The sequence below is a fragment of the Ramlibacter sp. genome (assembly GCF_035627355.1).
In the GTDB taxonomy this organism is placed as follows: domain Bacteria; phylum Pseudomonadota; class Gammaproteobacteria; order Burkholderiales; family Burkholderiaceae_C; genus Ramlibacter.
Genome location: NZ_DASPLW010000061.1, coordinates 20,873 through 39,889, shown reverse-complemented (window position 1 = coordinate 39,889; position 19,017 = coordinate 20,873). Strand labels below are relative to the sequence as shown.

The window sequence follows — 19,017 nt, the reverse complement described above, 5'->3', positions numbered from 1 at the left end:
CATGCACCCCTTCGCGTGGAAATCCCTGCACCGGCTGGCCGCCTGGCTGCTCCTGCTCGGCGCCTGGGTCGGCGCCCGGGCAGCCATCCCGATCCAGCACTGGCAACAGCCCAGCGGCGCCCAGGTCTACCTGGTGGAAAGCCGCAGCATTCCCATGGTCGACATCCAGATCGACTTCGATGCCGGTGGCCGGCGCGACCCGCCGGACAAGACCGGCCTGGCCAGCGTGACCGCCGTCATGACCGGCAAGGGCGTGCTCGCCCATGGCGACCAGCCCCCGCTGGACGAGAACCAGCTCAGCGAGGCCTGGGCCGACCTGGGCGCCGGCTTCGGGGGCGACGCCGGCAGCGACCGGATGAGCTTCAGCCTGCGCTCGCTCACCGACCCGGCCCTGCTGGATCGCGCCATCGAGCTCGCCGCCCGCCAGTTCGGCGAGCCGGCCTTCCCGCTGGCGGTTTGGGAGCGCGACCGGCAACGCATGTCGGCCTCGATCCGGGAGGCGAACACCCGACCCGGCACCGTCGCCGGCAAGGCGTACGACCACGCGGTCTATGGCAGCCATCCCTACGGAGCCGAGGTGACCGAGGCCTCTCTGGCCGCGATTTCCATCGAGGACATGCAGCGCTTCTTTCGCGTCCACGTGATGCCCTGCCGCGCCCGGGTCAGCGTGGTCGGCGACGTGGACCGGGCGCAGGCCGATGCCATCGTCGCCCGCATGCTGGCCCGCCTGCCGCAGCCCCAGGGCTCCTGTCCGGCGCTGCCGCCGGTCCCCGAGGTGCAGCCGCTGGCGGCGGCGCGGACCGTGGCCATTCCCTTCGAATCGGCCCAGGCCCACGTGTTGATCGGCGAGCCGGGCTACAAGCGCTCGGACCCCGACCACCTGGCCCTGCTGGTCGGCAACTACATCCTCGGCGGCGGCGGGTTGGTGTCGCGGCTGTCCACCGAGGTGCGCGAGAAGCGCGGGCTGTCCTATGGTGCCTACAGCTACTTCTCGCCGGGGCTGCACGCGGGCGCATTCACCATCGGCCTGCAGACCCGGCCCGACCAGGCCGCGCAGGCCATCGTGGTCGCCCGCGAGGTGCTGGCCCGGTACGTGGCCGAGGGCCCGACGCAGGCCGAGTTGAAGGCGGCCAAGGATTACCTGATCGGCGGCTTTCCGCTGCGCATCGACAGCAACCGCAAGCTGCTGGACAACGTGGCGGCGATCGCCTGGCACGGGCTGCCGCTGGACTACCTGGACACCTGGACGGCCAAGGTGGCCCGCATCACGGCGGCGGACGTGCGGGCGGCCATGCAGCGCAAGCTGGATCCGGCGCGCATGGTCACGGTCACCGTGGGCGCCACGCCCTGACGCCGCGCCGGGGTCGGGTTAGCCCCAGGCCAGACCCCCTGTCAACTCTGACAGGGACGGCGCCACCCCTGGACGGCGGTTGCCGAACAATGCGCCGTCCGCTGTCACAAAGGGCATTTCCAGGCCTCCACAACAGAACAAGAGGCCGGAGAACAGAGAGGTGTGCGGCGCGGTACCCCGGGGTACCGCGCCGTTTCTTTTGGGCGCGTCGCTTAAGCTCGTGCCATGGCCCGAGCCCGTCCCCGCCCTTCTGCCGCTCGCGCTGCCCCCCCGCACGAGGTGCGCATCGTCGGCGGCCAATGGAAGCGGACCCGGCTGCCGGTGGCCGACCGGCCCGGCCTGCGCCCCACACCCGATCGGGTGCGCGAGACCCTGTTCAACTGGCTGGGGCAGGACCTGTCCGGCTGGCGCTGCCTGGATGCCTTCGCCGGTACTGGCGCGCTCGGGCTGGAAGCGGCTTCGCGAGGCGCCGCCCAGGTGCTGCTGGTGGAGCAGGATCCCGAACTGGTGGCCACCCTTCGCAAGCTGAAGGAGCGGCTGGCGGCCCACACGGTCGAGATTCGCCGCGGCGACGCGCTGGCGGTGCTGGCCGGCATGGCCGGCTCGAACCTGGACCTGGTGCTGCTGGACCCGCCCTTCGACAGCCAGCTCTTCGAACCGGCCTTGGCGGCCGCGCTGTCGGCGCTCGCGTCCGGCGGCCTGGTGTACCTGGAAGCGCCCCGGGCCTGGACCGATTCCGATGCCGCGCAGGCCGGCCTGGAACTGCGCCGGCACCTCAAGGCCGGGGCGGTCCATGCCCACCTGTTCGGGCGGGCTCCCGGACGGGCCGCATAATCCCAGCGATTTCCCTGTCAACCGGATCGCCCATGGCCAACATCCATCCTGTGATCGCCGTCTACCCCGGCACCTTCGACCCCATGACCCTGGGTCACGAGGACGTGGTCCGGCGCGCGACCCAGTTGTTCGAGACGGTGATCGTGGCGGTCGCCGCCGGCCACCACAAGAAGGCCATGTTCTCCCTCTCCGAGCGCATCGAGATGGCGAAGGAGGCGGTCCGGGAGTACCCGCAGGTGGAGGTGGAGAGCTTTTCCGGCCTGCTGCGCGACTTCGTCGTGGCCCGCGGCGGCAAGGCGATGGTGCGCGGCCTGCGCGCCGTGACCGACTTCGACTACGAGTTCCAGCTGGCCGGCATGAACCGCAGCCTGATGCCGGACGTGGAAACCGTGTTCCTCACGCCCAGCGACAAGTACCAGTTCATCAGCAGCACCTTCGTGCGCGAGATCGCGGTGCTGGGCGGCGAGGTGGACAAGTTCGTCTCGCCTTCGGTGCAGCAGCGGCTGATCGAGAAGGTCAGGGCCTCGGGCACGCCCTGATTCAGGCCAGCACGGCGCGCAGCCAGCGCCGCAGCTCGCGGTTGACCGCCTCCGGCTGCTCCATGGTCAGCATGTGGCCGCAACGGGGCAGCATCACCAGTTGCGCCCCGGGGACCAGGGCGGCGATCTCGCGCGACAGCGCGGGCGGGGTGAGCTGGTCGTCCTCGCCGCACATCACCAGCACCGGACAGCGCAACGACGGCAGGTGGGTGCGGGCATCGGGCCGGCCGATCACGGCGCGGTTCTGCCGGACCAGCTGTCCGGCCCCGGCTTGCAGCACGAACTCGAGGTAGCGACCGGTCAGGTCGGCGTCCTTGGCGCGGTCGGGATGGAAGGCCATGCCCACGTTGGGCTCGATCACCTCGCGCATGCGACCCTGCTCGAACAGGCGGATGGCGTTTTCGCGCACCCCGCGCATGGCGTCGTCCTCGGGCCGGGCAGTGGTGCCCAGCAGCGCCAGCCCGCGGATGCGGCCGGGCGCCTGCCGCGCCGCTTCCATCGCCACCATGCCGCCCATGGAGGCGCCGCACAGCACGAGCTCGCCGGGAAAGCGGGACAGCAACCCGGCCGCCATCTCGGCCACGGTTGCGTGGCGCATGTGGACGTCGGTCACGTGGGGGCGGAAGTCGGCCAAGTCGGCGAGCTGGTCGCGCCACATGGAATCGTTGCCGGCCAGGCCCGGCAGCAGGACGAGGGTCATCGGAAGTGGTCGGCCACGTCACCGAGGCCGAGGGCGGCAAGGAGCTGGTCCGCCTGCCGGCGCAGGCGGCGCGATTCGGGTTGCTGGCGCAGCACCGGCAGCAGCAGGTTCTGGGCGCCTTCCAGTCGGCCGCTGCGTACCAGGGCGTCGAGGTGGACCTGCGAGAACAGGTCGCGCTGGGCATGGCTGCCGCCGATCTCCAGCATCCGTGGCAGCGCCTGGCCGAGCTCGCGCGCGGCGACGGCGTGCTCGCCCCGCGCCCAGGCCAGCAGGCCGCGCGCGGCCGGCACTGCCACGTCCCGCCAGGTCTCGCGCTCGGACGGCGGCGCCGTGCGGGCATGGGCTTCGATGTTGCGCAGTAGCGTGTCTGCTTCGGGCCGTCCAGCCCGGGCCAGCCCCAGGAGATATTGCAGGTCCAGGAAGGGGAGCACGTGGTCGGCCGTGCGGGGTGCCAGCCAATCGGCGACGTCCTGCCAGCGGTCGCCCACGGCCATGCCGGCCAGTTCCAGCCTCGCCAGCAGCGACACCGCGTTGACCTGGTCCTGGCTGTAGTCCTTGGCCACGCCCCAGACCTGCCGGTCGTACAGCGCCAGCACCTCGTCGGGGCGATCCAGTTCCAGCGCGAACAGGGCCTGGTGCCACCAGTTGTGCGTGACCATGAAGGAATTCAGGCCCAGCCAGGTGTCGCTCACGTCCTGCAGGAAGGCGTGGCCTTCCGAGATGCGGCCCTGGGTGAGCATCACGTGCGCCAGCGCGTGGTGGGCCCAGGGCTCCTTGCGGCACAGGGCGATGGCGCGCCGGGCGTGCGCCTCGGCCTGCTCCAGCCCATGGCACTGTTCCCAGCCGAAGGCCAGCATGCCGTGCAGGTAGGGCACGTCGCCGGCGGCCGGCAGCGCGGCCAGGGCCAGCCGCAGCATGGCCGCGGATTGGCCCCGGTTGAACAGGTGGTACTGACCCAGCTTGAGCGAGGCGAGGTCGCGCGGGTGCTCGCGCGCCTGCTCCTCGTGCAGGCGGATGGCGCGCGGCACGTCGCCGTCGACCCAGGCGGCGACCGCGTGGATGAAGCGCTGCTCGCGGGACGTCACGCGCCCGGCACCAGCCAGCGCGGTGGCGATGAAGGGCTGCGCGTTGGCAGGTGCGGCCGCAGACTCGGCGAACATGTGCACCGCCGCGATGCTGGCCTGCACGATGGGCGAGGGGTCCTCCGCGGCCGACAGCACGTTGACCGCGCGCGCCTCGCTGGCGATGAAGCCCTCGACGAAGTCGTCCAGGGCCGCCAGCGCGGTGCTGCCGGGTTCGAGGGTGACCGGGTTGCCGAGCGCGTCAGTCGACATGGTCCAGCGCCTCGGAGGGCGGCTGGGGCCAGGGCCGCTGCGGCTCGCGGATCATCTCGAAGGCCCACGAGACCTGCAGCACGCCCAGGTCGTCGAAACGCCGGCCGGCGATCTGCAGGCCGATGGGAAGCCCGGTGGCGGTGTAGCCGCAGTTGATCGATGCGGCCGGCTGCTCCGACATGTTGAACGGCACCGTGAAGCCGATGTGCTCCAGCGGCCTCAGCGGGTCGTTGGTGGGCGAGGGCAGTTCGGCCGGGAAGGCCGGCACCGGCGAGGTCGGCGAGATCACGTAGTCGAAGGCACTGCAGGCGCTCACCGTGGCCACGCGGGTCGCGTGGAACTGGCTTGCGGCCTTGAACACCGCCTCGCCATCCATGCCGGCCACGCTGTCGCCCCATTGCTGGATGTAGGGCAGCACCCTGGCCTTGCGTGCCGGCGGCAGCGCCTTCATGTCCAGGTAGGAACGCATGCGCCAGAAGTGGTCCATGCCGTCCAGCATGCCCTGGGTCATGAACGGCTGCATGGGCTGCACGATGGCGCCGGCGCGCTCGAAGATGCGGGCGGCGTTCTCGACCGCGGCGCGCACCTCCGGCAGCACCGCCAGCCCGCAGCCGGCTTCCAGCAGCAGGCCGATGCGCAGGCCCTTGAGCCGCTGCGCGCCCGCTTCCACGTCGCGCCAGGCGATGTCCTGCCAGGGCAGGCTCATGCTGTCGCGCGCGTCGGGCCCGGACAGCACCTGCATGAACAGGGCGGCGTCGGCCACCGTACGCGTCATCGGCCCTGCGGCCCGGCCGGTGTAGGGCGGGTCGATCGGGATGCGGCCCAGGCTGGGCTTGAGCGTGAAGATGCCGCACCAGCCGGCGGGCAGGCGCAGCGAGCCGCCGATGTCGGTGCCCACGTGCAGCGGCCCGTAGCCGGCTGCCGCCGCGGCGCCGGCGCCGGCGCTGGAGCCGCCCGGCGTCTTGCTGCGATCCCAGGGATTGCGTGCCAGCGCGTGGTAGCTGGACAGGCCGGAGGACAGCATGCCGTAGTCGGGCATGGTGGTCTTGGCCAGCAGCACGCCGCCGCTTTCGCGCACGCGCGCGGCCGGCGGCGCGTCGGCGGCGGCCGGCACGAGTTCGACGGCCGCGGTGCCCAGCGGCGTCGGGTCGCCCTCGGTGGCGATGTTGTCCTTCAGCGTGAGCGGCACCCCGTCGATCGGGCCCAGGGGCTCGCCGCGGCGCCAGCGCGATTCGCTGGCGCGCGCCTGCTCCAGCGCCTTGTCGGGCCGCAGCAGGAACAGCGCGTGCAGGTGCCGCTCCCAGCGCTCGATGTGGCCGAGCACGGAACGGGTGACCTCCACCGGGGAGAAATCGCGCCGGCGGTAGCCTTCTACGAGTTCGGTGGCGGGGAGTTCATGCAGCGCATGGCCTTGTGACTGCTTCGACATGCGCGTGCCCCGTCACGCCTTGGACATGGAGGACAGGTCGTTGCAGAAGATCGGCATGTCCTTCCACAGGCCCTTGACGTCCTTGCTGGCCACGGTGACCCACTGCGGCTGGTACAGGAAGGCCATGGGCGCGTCCTCGGCGATCAGGCGCTGGATGTCGCCCAGCAGCTTCAGGCGCTCCTTGGCGTTGCCGGTGGTCTTGTACTTGTTGTACAGCTCGTTGTACTTGGCCGACTCGTAGTTCCAGTAGTAGTTCGGCTTGGCGAAGTTGTTCAGGTCGAACGGCTCGACGTGCGAAATGATCGTCATGTCGTAGTTGTGGGCGCCGCCATAGACGTTGGACAGCCATTGCGCCCACTCGACGTTCTGCAGCTTCGCATTGATGCCGACCTTGGACAGCTGCGAGGCGATCACCTCGCCGCCCTGGCGCGCGTAGGGCGGCGGCGGCAGCGTGATGGTGATGTCGATCGGGCCGGTCACGCCGGCTTCCTTGAGCAGCGCGCGGGCGCGGTCCGGGTTGTAGGCGTTGACGCTGGTCAGGTCGACGTAGCCGGGCGCGCTGGGCGGGTAGTAGCTGCCGATCGGCACGCCGTAGCCGTCGCCGGCGCCCTGGATCACGGCCTTGTTGTCGATGGCCATGTTCACGGCGCGGCGCACGCGCACGTCGTCGAACGGCTTCTTCTTGTTGTTAATGGCCAGGATGGTCTTGGCGCGCGAGCCGGAGACAACGACCTGGAAGCGCGGGTTGCCCTTGAACTGCCCGACGCTGCGCGGCGTCACGCGCGGGAATGCATCCACGTCGCCGGCCAGCAGGGCCGCCACCTGCGCAGCCGGGTCGGCGATGAAGCGGAACGTGGCGCGGCGCAGCTTGATGCTGGCGGCGTTGCGGTACTCGTCCCACTTGGACAGCTTGACCGAGGAGCCCTTGACCCAGTTCTCCAGCCGGTACGGGCCGGTGCCGGTCGGCTTGGTGGCGTTGGTGTCGGCGCTCTTGGGCTCCACGATGATGGAGGTGGCCTGCCCCATGAGGAAGGGGAAGTCGGGGTCGATCTCCTTGGTCAGGATCACCACCGTGTGATCGTCCACCACGCGGGTGGTGAGGTTGGCGAAGGTGCGCTTGTCCTTGTTGGTGCTCTTCTCGCCGCCGGCGCGGTCGAACGAGAACTTCACCGCCTGCGCGTTGAACGGTTCGCCGTTGTGGAACTTGACGCCCTTGCGCAGCTTGAAGGTGTAGGTGGTCAGGTCGGGCGAGATCTCCCAGCTCTCGGCCAGCAGCGGCGTGACGCTGCCGTCGGGGTTGATCTTGGTGAGCGTCTCGTAGATGTTGTACAGCGTGACTTCCGCGATCGAGGAGGCAGCGCCGCCGGTCGGGTCCAGGCCGGGGCTCGGCTCCAGCGCCATCGCCAGCACGATGGAATCCTTCCGGCCCTGGGCCAGCGCGAGTTCGGGCAGCGCCAGCGGCAGGGTCGCCAGGGCGGCGGAGGAAAGGACGGTCCGTCGATTCAGCATGCTTGTTCTCCAGGGAAGGTGATGTATCGGTTCGGGCGCTGGGCCCACTGCAGAGTGCAATGCATCATCCCCGATAGCCGCGCGGCAAGGCAAGAGGGGTTTGCTCAGGATGACGCGGCCACCGTCACGCGCGGCGGCTCTGCCTTGGGCACGGCGTCGAGCAGCGCCTGCGTGTACGGATGCTCGGCCGCATGGAACAGCTTCTCGGGCGGGCCCTGTTCGACGATGCGCCCCTGCCAGAGCACGGCCACGTCGTCGCACAGGTGGTTGACCACGGCCAGGTCATGGCTGATGAGCATGTAGGTCACGCCGAACTGCTGCTGCAGGTCCTGCATGAGGTTGAGCACCTGCGCCTGCACCGACACATCGAGCGCACTCACCGGCTCGTCGGCCACGATCAGCTTGGGGCGCGTGATGAGTGCTCGTGCGATGGCGATGCGCTGGCGCTGGCCGCCGGAGAACTCGTGCGGGTACTTGCCCAGGTCGTTGGGGCGCAGGCCGACGGAAGCCAGCACCTCGGCCGCGCGCTCGCGCCGTTCGGCCGCAGTGGTGCCGCCTTGAGCGCTGAGCGGCTCGGCGACGATGCGTTCCACCGTCTGGCGCGGATCGAGCGAGCCGTAGGGATCCTGGAACACCATCTGGAAGTCGCGCCGGGCCCGGCGCAGGTCTTCGTCCGGCAGTGCGTGCAGGTCGCGCCCGTCCAGCAGCACGCGCCCCGAAGTGGGGCGATCCAGCGCCATCACCAGCCGCGCGAGCGTGGACTTGCCCGAACCCGACTCGCCCACGATGCCCAGGCTGCGGCCCGCTTCGATCGTGAAGCTCACGCCGTTGAGCGCGTGCACCACCGGCGGCGGGCCCAGCAGCTTCTCGCGTGGCATCGTGTAGTGGCGCACCAGATTCTCGACCTGCAGCAGCGCGCTCATGCGACGGCCTCCTGGTCGGCGGCCGCGGCCTTGTCCGCCGCGACGGCGTCCAGCCGGATGCAGCGGGCGTGCTGGCCCGGACCCACTTCGTGGGGCGGTGGCACCGTGACGTGGCACTCGGGTCGCGTCCAGGCGCAGCGGCCCGCGAACGGGCAGCCGCCCGGCAGGTCCGCCAGTTCGGGCACCGTCCCGGGAATGGTGACGAGCCGCGCGCCGCGCGCCCCACCCAGCCGCGGACGGGCGCCGAACAGGCCCAGCGTGTAGGGGTGCGAGGGGTTGGCGAACACGTCGGCAGTGGCCCCGCTCTCCACCACCGAGCCGCCGTACATGACCAGCATGCGCGAGACGTTCTGCGCCACCACGCCCAGGTCATGCGAGATCAGGATCATGGCCATGCCGCGCTCGGCCACCAGTTCGCGGATCAGGTCCAGGATCTGCTGCTGGATGGTCACGTCCAGCGCCGTGGTGGGCTCGTCGGCGATCAGCAGGTCGGGCCCGCAGGCCAGCGCCATCGCGATCGTGATGCGCTGGCGCTGGCCGCCGGAGAACTGGTGCGGATAGGCGTCGATGCGGCGGGCGGCGTCGGGGATGCCGACCCGGTCGAGCAGGGCGATCGCTTCCTTGCGTGCGGCGGACGCCGACATGCCGCGGTGCAGGCGCAGCGGCTCGGCCACCTGCCGGCCGATGCTGTGCACCGGATTCAGCGCCGTCATCGGTTCCTGGAAGATCATGCCGATGCGGTCGCCGCGCAGGTCGCACAGCTGCCGCTCGGGCAGTCCGACCAGTTCGCGGCCTTCGAAGCGGATGCTGCCGGTCACCCGGGAGTGCTCCGGCAGCAGGCCCATCAGCGACATCGCGGTGATCGACTTGCCGCAGCCGGATTCGCCCACCAGGCCGAGGGTCTGGCCGCGCTCCAGGGTGAAGCTCACGTCGCGCACCGCACGCGCCGGCCCACGCTGGGTCTGCAGCACCACGGAGAGGTCCTTGACTTCGAGCAGGGCCATGGCGGTCAGCGCTTGCGCGCGAGGCGCGGGTCGAACAGGTCGCGCAGCCCGTCGCCCAGCAGGTTGAGGCCCAGCACCGCGAGGGCGATGGCCACGCCGGGGAACACGGCCAGCAGCGGCGACTGGAACATCAGGGTCTGGGCTTCGCTCAGCATGCGGCCCCAGGACGGTTGCGGCGGCTGCGTGCCCAGGCCCAGGTAGGACAGCGCCGCCTCGGCCAGGATGGCGATCGCGAAGCGGATGGTGGCCTGCACGATGAGCACCGAGAGGATGTTGGGCAGCACGTGCTCCATCGTGATGCTGAACGCCCCCTTGCCGCAGGCGCGCGCCGCCAGCACGAACTCGCGCGCCCAGGTGGCGTTGGCCGAGGCGCGCGTGATGCGCGCGAAGGTCGGGATGTTGTAGATGCCGATGGCGATGATCGCGTTGACCATGCCGGGGCCGAACACCGCGGTCAGCATGATGGCCGACAGGATGGCCGGGAAGGCGAAGCCGAAGTCGGCCAGCCGCATGATGATTTCCTCGACCCAGCCGCGCTTGGCCGAGGCCAGCAGGCCCAGGGCCGTGCCGATCACCAGCCCGATACCCACGGCGATGACGCCCACCACGATGGAGGCGCGCGCGCCCACCAGCAGCAGCGACAGCAGGTCACGCCCGTACGGGTCGGTGCCCAGCCAGTAGCTCGGACCGGGCGGCAGCAGCTTGGCCGACATGTCCACGTCGTAGGGCGAATGCGGCGTCCACACCAGCGAGAGCGCGGCCGCCAGCACCAGCAGCAGGCTGAGCACCGCGCCGATGACGAAGCTGCGGTGGCGCAGGGCTCGGCGCCAGAAGCCCGGGGCGAGGGCCGGCGTCGCGACCGGAACGGGAACCGCGCTCATATGTCGGAAGCCTTGACGCGGGGGTCGATGGCGGCGTACAGCACGTCGACCACGAAGTTGACGATCACCACCATGGCGGCCAGCAGCATCACGCAGTTGCGCACCACGATCAGGTCGCGGTTGGAGATCGACTGGAAGATCAGCCGCCCCAGGCCGGGCAGGTAGAACACGCTTTCCACCACGATGGTGCCGGCCAGCAGCTCGGCGAACTGCAGGCCCATGATGGTGACCACCGGGATCATGGCGTTGCGCAGCACGTGGCCCCACAGCGCGCCGCGCTCGCTCACGCCCTTGGCGCGGGCCGTGCGCACGAAGTCCTCGCGCAGCACGTCCAGTACCGCCGAGCGGGTGAAGCGCGCCAGGATCGCCGACTGCACCACCGCCAGCGAGATGGCCGGCAGCAGCAGTGCGCGCAATCCCGGCAGCAGGCCCTCCTCCCAGCCGGGGAAGCCGCCGGCCGAGAACCACTTGAGGTGCACCGAGAACAGCAGGATCAGCAGGATGGCGAACCAGAAGTTCGGGATGGCGATGCCGATCTGCGACAGGCCCATCACGCCGACGTCGCCCAGCTTGTTGTGGCGGGCGGCGGCATAGACCCCGGCCGCCAGCGCGATCAGCGAGGTGAGCACCATGGCCATCACCGCCAGCGGCACCGTCAGGCTCAGGCGTTCCAGCACCAGTTCCGATACCGGCGTGCTGTACGCGTAGCTGGTGCCCAGGTCGCCGGTGAGCATGCCGCCGACCCAGTCGAAGTAGCGCTCCACCGCCGGGCGGTCTATGCCCAGCTTCTGCGCCAGCGCCTGCACCGCTTCGGGCGACGCATCGGGCCCCATCAGGATCTGGGCCGCATTGCCGGGCAGGATCTCCAGCACCAGAAAGACCACCACCGAAGCGCCTAGCAGGGTTGCGACCAGGGTGATCAGGCGCTTGAACAGGAACACGCTCATGAAGGCGCGGATAATGCCAGATCGCTCCGGGTGAAATCTTTCTTACTGGCAGGACTTCGGCATGGCCTTGATGATCACCGACGAGTGCATCAACTGCGATGTGTGCGAGCCGGAGTGCCCGAACGAGGCGATATCGCTCGGGCCGGAGATCTACCAGATCGACCCGGATCGCTGCACGGAGTGCGTCGGCCACTTCGACCAGCCGCAGTGCGTGCAGGTGTGCCCGGTGGCCTGCATCCCGGTGGACCCGGCGCACGTGGAAGATCGCGAGACCCTGTGGCAGAAGTACCGTCGCCTGCAGGGACAGGCGCAGGTGCAGGTCACCAGGCAGGCGCCCCTGCCTTCTGGCGACGACACGGAGCCGGCGTCGCCGGCCGCTCCTAGCGCTTGACCGCGAGCGTGCCGGCGGCTGGGCCGCTGCCCGGCTTCTTGGCCGGCTTGCCGGAATCGGCGGTGCCTTTCTTCCCCGCCTTCCCCTTGCCCTTCTTCGCCTTGGTCGGCTTGCCCGGCTTGTTGCTGGCCGGCGCGCTGGCCGTGAAGACGTCGAGCTTGCGCGTGGCGGCCTTCTCCGGGCCCTTGTACGGACCAGGCTGGGCTTCGAATTGCGGCGGCGGGATGTACAGCTGCGCGGGCTGGGCCTCGCGTTGCAGCCGGTCCTTCTCGAGGCTGTCGGCCAGCTTCGCGTCGCGCTGCGTGGCGGCGGCGGAGCGGTTTCGCTCGGCCGCGGTGGGCGCCGGCTCGGCCTCGATGGCCTTGCCGCCCGCGCAGGGCTGCGGGCCGTAGCTGTCGCCGCAGCGGTAGATGGTCTGTGCGGGCGCGGCGGCCGCCAGGGCCGCCAGCGACAACGCTGCAATCGTCGCTCTCATGGTCTCCTCCCTCGCTGGTGCCCGCAGGTCTTCAGCCTGCTTCGGGCGGACGCGGCGGCTTGGGCCGCGGTGGCTTGCTGGTGTGCACGACCTGCGTGGCCTTGTCCATCTCGCCCGCCAGCAGCAAGGGCGCGGCCTTGAGCGTGCGGGCGATGCATTCGAGGATGGCTTCGCGCTGCTCGGGCGCCGGCTTGCGCAGCACCCAGTCGACCACTTCGGATTTCACGCCGGGATGGCCGATGCCCAGCCGCAGCCGCCAGTAGTCGCCCGTGCCCAGCTGCGCATGGATGTCGCGCAGGCCGTTGTGGCCGGCATGGCTGCCGCCGAGCTTGAGCCGGGCTTGGCCGGGCGGCAGGTCCAGCTCGTCGTGCACCACCAGGATCTCCTGCGGGGCGATCTTGAAGAAGCGCGCCAGCGCCGCGACCGACTTGCCCGAGAGATTCATGTAGGTCTGCGGCTCGAGCAGCCAGATCGTCTGGCCGCCGACGCTGCCGCGCGCGACCAGGCCGTGGTAGCCCTTGTCGGGCGAGAGCTGCAGCTTCAACTCGCGCGCGAGCGCATCGACCCACCAGAAGCCGGCGTTGTGCCGGGTCGCTTCGTACTCCGCGCCGGGATTGCCGAGGCCGACGAACAGCTTGATCATCGTTCGATCCTAAGGGCAAACGCCGCGGCGAGCGCCCATGAAAAAGCCCGCCGAAGCGGGCCTGTTCCCTTCAGGTGAAGGGGTTTACTTCTTGGCAGCCTTGGCGGCCGGCTTGGCTTCCGGCGCCGGGGCAGCAGCAGCGGCCGCCGCTTCGCCCTCGGGCGCAGCTTCCTCGGCGACGGTGGTCACCACCGACACCAGCACCGGGTTCTTCTTGCCGTGGGTGACGGCGGTCACGCCCTTGGGCAGCGTGATGTCGGCCAGGTGCAGCGACATGCCCTTCTTCAGGCCGGACAGGTCGACCTCGATGAACTCGGGCAGGTCGCCCGGGAAGCAGGCGATCTCCAGCTCGGAGATCACGGTGTTGACCACGCAGTGCTCCAGCTTGACGGCCTGGGATTCCTCGGCCTTGACGTAGTGCACCGGCACCTTCATGTGCAGGCGGGTCTTGGCGTCCACGCGCTGGAAGTCGGCGTGCTGCACCAGCTGCTTGAACGGGTGCATCTGCACGTCGCGCAGCAGCACCTTGCTGGTCTTGCCGTTCAGCTCCATCTCCAGGATGGTGGAGTGGAAGGCTTCCTTCTTGAGGGCGTGCCAGAGGGCGTTGTGGTCCAGCTCGATGAGCTGGGGCTGGCCCTCGCCGCCGTAGACGATGGCCGGCGTGCGGCCGGTGTTGCGCAGACGGCGGCTCGCACCCGTTCCCTGCTTGGCGCGCTCGAAAGCGACGAATTTCATGACTGACTCCATTTCGGCAGCCACCGCGACCAGTGTGCTGCCCGTTTCAAGAAAGGCCTTCCCGGAAGGAAGGCCGCTTACAGACCGCGCGGAACAACATGCAGCGCGGTCAAGGCCTCAGAACAGGTTTTCCTGTTCCGAGAACAGGCTCATGACCGAATCGCCCTTGGCGATGCGCTGGATCGTCTCGGCGATCAGCGATGCGACGCTCAGTTGCCGGATCTTGCGGCAGCCGCGTGCCCCGTCGGTCAGCGGGATGGTGTTGGTGACCACGACCTCGTCCAGGGCGGTGCCCTTCTCGATGCGCTCGATCGCGGGGCCCGAGAAGATCGGGTGCGTGCAGTAGGCATACACCTGCCTGGCGCCGCGCTCCTTGAGCACCTCGGCCGCCTTCACCAGCGTGCCGGCCGTGTCGATCATGTCGTCCATGATCACGCAGTTGCGGCCGTCGATCTCGCCGATGACGTGCATCACCTCGCTGACGTTGGCGCGCGGGCGGCGCTTGTCGATGATGGCCAGGTCGGTGCCCAGCTGCTTGGCCAGCGCGCGGGCGCGGACCACGCCGCCGACGTCGGGCGACACCACGATCAGGTTCTCGTAGTTCTTGGTGCGCAGGTCGTGCAGCAGCACCGGCGAGGCGTAGATGTTGTCGACCGGGATGTCGAAGAAGCCCTGGATCTGGTCGGCGTGCAGGTCCATGGTCAGGACGCGCGAGACGCCCACGGTCTGCAGCAGGTTGGCCACCACCTTGGCCGAGATCGGCACGCGCGAGGAGCGCGGGCGGCGGTCCTGGCGGGCGTAGCCGAAGTAGGGGATGACAGCGCTGATCCGCTCGGCCGAGGCGCGCTTGAGCGCGTCGACCATGATCAGCAGCTCCATCAGGTTCTCGTTGGTCGGCGCGCAGGTGGACTGCACCACGAAGACGTCGCGGGCCCGCACGTTGGTGTTGATCTCGACCGTGACCTCGCCGTCCGAGAAGCGGCCGACGCTGGCTGCGCCCAGCGAGATGCCCAGGTGCTCGGCGATCTCTGCAGCAAGGCCGGGATTGGCATTGCCGGTGAACACCATGAAATCGGGATGCGGAAGGGCCTGCATGGGCGGAACGGGTTGAGGGGCGTCAGACACCGGGTTTCTCGTCGATCGGCCCGGGCCACAGGGTCCGGTGCCCAAAAAAATGCTGCAGCCCCGAATGGGTTTGGCAGGGGAGGAAGGACTCGAACCCTCGCATGCCGGAATCAAAATCCGGTGCCTTGACCAACTTGGCGACTCCCCTACACGGGTCGGTCGCTGCAATCAGCGGCCAACCGATGACTCGTCGCTGGAAGCCCACCGTGCCAGCGGATGGACGTCCATGTTGCCGCATTCCCGCACCAGCCAGCCCGGCGGCGCCGGCGGGACCTGGTGGCCCGGCGGCAGCGGCGCGAAAACCGCGCTGCCCGAGCCTGTCATCCGCCCGGCCAGCCCCTGCGAGGCCAGCCATTCCAGCACCCGGCCCACCTCGGGGCACAGCCGCTGGGCCACGGGCTGCAGGTCGTTTCGACCGAACTGCAGCGGGTTTGCAGCAAAGCCTGAAATTATAGCAGCGTCGCTGTTGCGGACCAGATCGGGTGCGCGAAAGATCGCCGCCGTGTCCAGTCCGGCCGCCGGCTTGACGACGAGAAAACGGCCCGCCGGCACGTCCACCGGCGCGATCCGTTCGCCGATGCCCTCGACCCAGGCGTTGCGCCCGTGCACGAAGAAGGGCACGTCGGCCCCCAGGGCGAGGCCGATGCGTGCCAGCTCGGCGCGGCCCAGGCCGGTGTTCCACAGGCGATTCAGGGCGAGCAGGCACGAGGCCGCATCCGAGGAGCCGCCGCCCATGCCCGCCTGCGAGGGCAGCCGCTTGTCCAGCGTGATGTGGGCGCCTTCGCGGCAACCGGTCGCCGATTGCAGCGCCCGTGCGGCCCGCAGCACCAGGTCATCGTCGGGCACAGGCATGCCGATGTCCTCGCGGCTGAGGGCGGTGCCGCTGCGCCGCTCGAAGTGAAGCGAGTCGTGCCAGTCCAGCAGCATGAAGACCGACTGCAGCAGGTGGTAGCCGTCGTCGCGGCGGCCGACCACGTGCAGGAAGAGGTTGAGCTTGGCCGGTGCCGGCACGTCGTACAGGGCGCGCATGGCTCAGTGGTCGAGGACGATGCGCAGGTCGGCCTGCGGCGGCGGCTCGAGCCGGCGGGCACGCAGGCGCCCCTCGGCCAGCAGCGAGAGGTCGGGTTCCCAGCCGGGCACCGGGGTGGCGGTGCCGTCCAGCCAGTCGAACAGCGCCGCGACCGGCAGGGCGGCCCCGGTCACCTGTTCCAGCATGGCCTCCATCGAGGGCCAGGGTTGCGGCGCCTGCCCGGGCCGCTGCAGCACGGCGTGGCCCGGCTCCCAGCGCAGCACGGCGATGGTGCCGCCAAGTGGATTGAGCAGGGTCAGTTCGCCGGCCTGCGGGCCGCCGCGCAGTTCGAAGGCGGCGGAGAACGACTGGCCGGGCTGGTCCTGCACGGCGAGGGCCAGCCTGCCGGTTCGGGTCTCGCTTCCTGCATAAGCAGCGTCGGGGGCGCGCGGCACCTGCGCGCAGCCGGCCAAGAGTGCCAAGGCCATCAGGACGGGGGCGAGCACAGGGCGCGCCAGCCAGCTCGGCGCGGGGATGGCGCGGGATCCGACGCGTGCGCAACTCACGGCTGGACGCCCAGCCGCTTGAGCGTCTGCTGCAGTGTCTCGTTCTCGCGATTGAGCAGCAGGCCTTCGCGCCAGATGCCCTGGGCCCGGTCGCGCTGGCCCAGGCTCCACAGCACCTCGCCGAGGTGGGCCGCGATCTCGGCGTCGGGCCGGCTCTTGTAGGCGCCTTCGAGCAATCGCAGAGCCTCGCTGCGATTGCCCATCCGGAACTCGACCCAGCCGAGGCTGTCGGTGATGAAGGGATCGCCGGGCGCGAGTTCGAGTGCCTTCTGGATCAGTTGCCGGGCCTCGGGCAGTCGCACGCCGCGATCGGCCAGCGAATAGCCCAGTGCGTTGTACGCATGGTGATAGTCGGGCCTGGCCGCGATCACCTGGCGCAGCAGGCGCTCCATGTCCGGCAGCCGGTTCATCTTCTCGGCCAGCATGGCCTGGTCGTACAGCAGGTCGGGGTCCTTCGGATCCTTGGCCACCGCCTTGTCGAGCAGGTCGTAGGCAGCCTTGTAGCGCTTCTGCTCGCGCAGCAACTGCACTTCGGCGGTCAGCTTGGCCCGTGCCTGGACCGGCGTGCGTTCGGGCAGGGCCTGGATCAGCTTGCGGGCTTCGTCCAGCCGGCCCTGCCGGGCGAGGATGGAAGCCCGCCGGCTCTGGGCGGCCAGCAGGTCCTGCGAGTCGTCGATGCGGTCCAGCCAGGCGTTGGCGGCCGCGAAGTCGCGCCGCTCCTCGGCGACCTGCGCCAGCAGCAGGTAGGCCTGTGCCATTCCACGGCTGCGCTCGGCGCCGGCGGGCTGGCTCTTGGCGAGTTCGAGGTAGCGCGTCAGCGAAGCCTGCGCCTCCTCGTGGTGTTTCTCCTGTACCTGCAGCGTGCCGAGCGCCAGCCAGCCCTGCGCCAGCTCGGGCTTCTCGCGGGTGACCGCCTGCACCTGCTGCGCCGCCTCGGTGTAGCGCTGCGCCTCGATCAGGGCACGCGCATAGCCCATTCGCAGTTCCGGCAGCGCGCGGCCCTCCAGGTACCGGCGCACGATGGCCTCCGCCTGCGGCATGCCGGGGTCCATGAGCTCCAGGGCGAGCAGGACCGGGCTCTCCGATTGCGGGTCGGCGGCCTGCCCGCGCCCGGCTGCGGCCAGCGCGCCCTGGGTGTCGGAGGCGGCCAGTCGCAGGCGACCGACGGTGGTCCAGGCGGCCGCCGCCGTCGCCGGATCGGCCAGCTGCTCCTGCAGGGCCTGTTCCACCAGCGTCGCGGCCTGCTGCTTGTCGCTGACCCGGGCGAACAGCCGGGGGATCGCGCTGAGCACGGCCACCCGGTCTCGCGCATCCGCCAGCGCCAGCTCCGTGCGCAAGGGCTCCATGGCCTCGGGGACGCGGTTGAGCGCCAGCAGGATCTGCAGCACATAGCGATTGGCGTCCCGCGAGGTCGGATGGGCCTGCTTCCAGGCGCGCGCGGCCTGCAGCGCGGCATCGCCGGCGCGGCTCTGGAACGCGATCTCCACCGCGCGCTGGTAGAGCTCGGGGTCGTCGGTCTTGCGCGCGGCATCCAGCATGAGCGAGAACGCGGCCGCGGACTCGTCGCCGCGCGCGTTCAGCTCGCTGAGCAGCAACTGGTAGAACAGGTCTGCGTCCAGCGCGCTGGTGACGGGTTCCGTTTGGGATTCGGCCGGGGTGGAGGCCGGAGCGGTCGGCACCGGGGGACCGGGCTGTGCGCAGCCCGCCTGGGACAGCGCAAGCAGGATGAGCGCGCCCCATGCCACGCGAGAGCTGCGGTTCATCCGGACCATAATAATCCAAGCCCCTGCGGGTGCGATGCCATGCCTGAATTACCGGAAGTCGAGGTCACGCGGCTGAGTTTCGCCGACCGCATCGCGGGTGCCCGCATCGAACAGGTGCGGCTGGGCAAGCCCCTGCGCTGGCCGCTGGGCTGCGATCCGGCTGCGTTGGTGGGCCGCACGGTCCGCGCGGTGCGTCGCCGCGGCAAGTACCTGCTGATGGACCTCGATGAAGGGTTGCTGCTGCTGCATCTGGGCATGTCGGGCAGCCTGCGGTTCGCAGCCGAGCAACCGGCGGCCGGCGTGCACGACCACTTCGACCTCTTCACCGACCGCGGGGTGCTGCGCCTGAACGACCCGCGCCGCTTCGGTGCGGTGGTGCATGCGTTGCGGGAGGAGTCGCCCGAGGCGATCAAGCTGCTGGGTGGGCTGGGCGTGGAGCCGCTCGGCGACGCGTTCGACCCGGTGGCGTTCCACGCGGCGCTGCGCCGGCGCAAGGCCCCGATCAAGCAGGTGCTGCTGGCGGGCGACGTCGTGGTGGGCGTGGGCAACATCTACGCCTCCGAAGCGCTGTTCCTGGCCGGCATACGGCCCACGCTGAGTGCTGCTCGCATCAGCCGGCCGCGCGCCCTGAAGCTGCACGGTGCCATCCGCGACGTGCTGGCCCGGGCCGTGCGACAGGGCGGCAGCACGCTGCGCGACTTCTCCAACGCGAACGGCGAATCCGGCTACTTCCAGCTGGAAGCCATGGTCTATGGCCGCGCCGGCCTGCCCTGCCGGGTGTGCGGAACGCCGGTCCGGGGCATCCGGCAGGGCCAGCGCGCCACGTTCCACTGCCCCGAATGCCAGAAGTGACACAGTT

The 19,017-nt window shown here is 70.2% G+C and carries 20 protein-coding genes and 1 tRNA gene; 5 read left to right on the top strand and 16 right to left on the bottom strand.

Annotation, left to right across the window (positions count from 1 at the left end):
* The first annotated feature begins 1 nt into the window (after position 1).
* From VEC03_RS14620 to coaD, 3 genes are all read left to right on the top strand, one after another.
* The gene (locus tag VEC03_RS14620; RefSeq protein WP_324916467.1) at positions 2-1,351 is read left to right on the top strand and encodes a pitrilysin family protein; all 1,350 of its coding nucleotides are present in this window, start codon (positions 2-4) and stop codon (positions 1,349-1,351) included.
* 225 nt (positions 1,352-1,576) lie between these two features.
* On the top strand, positions 1,577-2,185 hold the full coding sequence (gene rsmD / locus VEC03_RS14615; protein ID WP_324916465.1) for a 16S rRNA (guanine(966)-N(2))-methyltransferase RsmD: 609 nt from the start codon (positions 1,577-1,579) through the stop codon (positions 2,183-2,185).
* A gap of 32 nt (positions 2,186-2,217) precedes the next feature.
* On the top strand, positions 2,218-2,724 hold the full coding sequence (gene coaD, locus VEC03_RS14610) for a pantetheine-phosphate adenylyltransferase (RefSeq protein WP_324916462.1): 507 nt from the start codon (positions 2,218-2,220) through the stop codon (positions 2,722-2,724).
* Between the two features lies 1 nt (position 2,725).
* On the opposite strand, the gene VEC03_RS14605 is transcribed toward coaD, so the two are convergent.
* From VEC03_RS14605 to VEC03_RS14570, 8 genes are all read right to left on the bottom strand, one after another.
* Positions 2,726-3,424 carry an alpha/beta fold hydrolase gene (locus VEC03_RS14605; protein ID WP_324916460.1) on the bottom strand — a complete coding sequence of 233 codons (699 nt, stop codon included), beginning with the start codon at positions 3,422-3,424 and terminating at the stop codon, positions 2,726-2,728.
* Entirely contained in the window at positions 3,421-4,758 is a 1,338-nt protein-coding gene (locus tag VEC03_RS14600; protein WP_324916458.1) for a tetratricopeptide repeat protein, read from the bottom strand. Before VEC03_RS14600 ends, VEC03_RS14605 begins: the two co-directional genes overlap by 4 nt.
* Entirely contained in the window at positions 4,748-6,187 is a 1,440-nt protein-coding gene (locus VEC03_RS14595) for an amidase (RefSeq protein ID WP_324916455.1), read from the bottom strand. The genes VEC03_RS14600 and VEC03_RS14595 overlap by 11 nt, the downstream gene beginning before the upstream one ends.
* Before the next feature lie 12 nt (positions 6,188-6,199).
* Positions 6,200-7,696 (bottom strand): ABC transporter substrate-binding protein, encoded by a 1,497-nt coding sequence (locus VEC03_RS14590; protein ID WP_324916452.1) that lies wholly within the window; start codon positions 7,694-7,696, stop codon positions 6,200-6,202.
* 104 nt (positions 7,697-7,800) lie between these two features.
* Entirely contained in the window at positions 7,801-8,619 is an 819-nt protein-coding gene (locus VEC03_RS14585) for an ATP-binding cassette domain-containing protein (protein WP_324916449.1), read from the bottom strand.
* Positions 8,616-9,623, bottom strand: a complete 1,008-nt coding sequence (locus VEC03_RS14580; protein WP_324916446.1) for an ABC transporter ATP-binding protein — start codon at positions 9,621-9,623, stop codon at positions 8,616-8,618. Before VEC03_RS14580 ends, VEC03_RS14585 begins: the two co-directional genes overlap by 4 nt.
* Before the next feature lie 5 nt (positions 9,624-9,628).
* Positions 9,629-10,504, bottom strand: coding sequence for an ABC transporter permease (locus tag VEC03_RS14575; RefSeq protein ID WP_324916443.1), 876 nt, complete (start codon positions 10,502-10,504; stop codon positions 9,629-9,631).
* Complete coding sequence (locus VEC03_RS14570) at positions 10,501-11,451, bottom strand: ABC transporter permease (protein ID WP_324916440.1); 951 nt, start codon at positions 11,449-11,451, stop codon at positions 10,501-10,503. Before VEC03_RS14570 ends, VEC03_RS14575 begins: the two co-directional genes overlap by 4 nt.
* 61 nt (positions 11,452-11,512) lie before the next feature.
* Here VEC03_RS14570 and VEC03_RS14565 point away from each other — a divergent pair, with 61 nt between their 5' ends.
* The gene (locus tag VEC03_RS14565) at positions 11,513-11,842 is read left to right on the top strand and encodes a YfhL family 4Fe-4S dicluster ferredoxin (RefSeq protein ID WP_324916438.1); all 330 of its coding nucleotides are present in this window, start codon (positions 11,513-11,515) and stop codon (positions 11,840-11,842) included.
* Here VEC03_RS14565 and VEC03_RS14560 read toward each other — a convergent pair.
* From VEC03_RS14560 to VEC03_RS14525, 8 genes are all read right to left on the bottom strand, one after another.
* Positions 11,832-12,317: a hypothetical protein gene (locus VEC03_RS14560; protein ID WP_324916435.1), complete on the bottom strand. Its 486-nt coding sequence runs from the start codon at positions 12,315-12,317 to the stop codon at positions 11,832-11,834. The genes VEC03_RS14565 and VEC03_RS14560 overlap by 11 nt on opposite strands.
* A gap of 31 nt (positions 12,318-12,348) precedes the next feature.
* On the bottom strand, positions 12,349-12,960 hold the full coding sequence (pth, locus tag VEC03_RS14555; protein ID WP_324916432.1) for an aminoacyl-tRNA hydrolase: 612 nt from the start codon (positions 12,958-12,960) through the stop codon (positions 12,349-12,351).
* Between the two features lie 84 nt (positions 12,961-13,044).
* Positions 13,045-13,695, bottom strand: a complete 651-nt coding sequence (locus VEC03_RS14550) for a 50S ribosomal protein L25/general stress protein Ctc (RefSeq protein WP_324916429.1) — start codon at positions 13,693-13,695, stop codon at positions 13,045-13,047.
* A 117-nt stretch (positions 13,696-13,812) separates the two neighbouring features.
* Complete coding sequence (locus tag VEC03_RS14545) at positions 13,813-14,790, bottom strand: ribose-phosphate pyrophosphokinase (protein ID WP_324916426.1); 978 nt, start codon at positions 14,788-14,790, stop codon at positions 13,813-13,815.
* 101 nt (positions 14,791-14,891) lie between these two features.
* Positions 14,892-14,968, bottom strand: a tRNA-Gln gene (locus VEC03_RS14540).
* Positions 14,969-14,988: 20 nt separating this feature from the next.
* Positions 14,989-15,849: a 4-(cytidine 5'-diphospho)-2-C-methyl-D-erythritol kinase gene (ispE, locus tag VEC03_RS14535; RefSeq protein ID WP_324916423.1), complete on the bottom strand. Its 861-nt coding sequence runs from the start codon at positions 15,847-15,849 to the stop codon at positions 14,989-14,991.
* A 3-nt stretch (positions 15,850-15,852) separates the two neighbouring features.
* Positions 15,853-16,317 (bottom strand): outer membrane lipoprotein LolB, encoded by a 465-nt coding sequence (locus tag VEC03_RS14530; RefSeq protein ID WP_324916420.1) that lies wholly within the window; start codon positions 16,315-16,317, stop codon positions 15,853-15,855.
* Between the two features lie 74 nt (positions 16,318-16,391).
* Positions 16,392-18,167: a tetratricopeptide repeat protein gene (locus VEC03_RS14525; RefSeq protein ID WP_414708501.1), complete on the bottom strand. Its 1,776-nt coding sequence runs from the start codon at positions 18,165-18,167 to the stop codon at positions 16,392-16,394.
* Between the two features lie 30 nt (positions 18,168-18,197).
* Between VEC03_RS14525 and mutM the strand changes: the two genes are divergently transcribed.
* On the top strand, positions 18,198-19,010 hold the full coding sequence (mutM, locus tag VEC03_RS14520; protein WP_324916414.1) for a bifunctional DNA-formamidopyrimidine glycosylase/DNA-(apurinic or apyrimidinic site) lyase: 813 nt from the start codon (positions 18,198-18,200) through the stop codon (positions 19,008-19,010).
* Positions 19,011-19,017 lie beyond the last annotated feature (7 nt).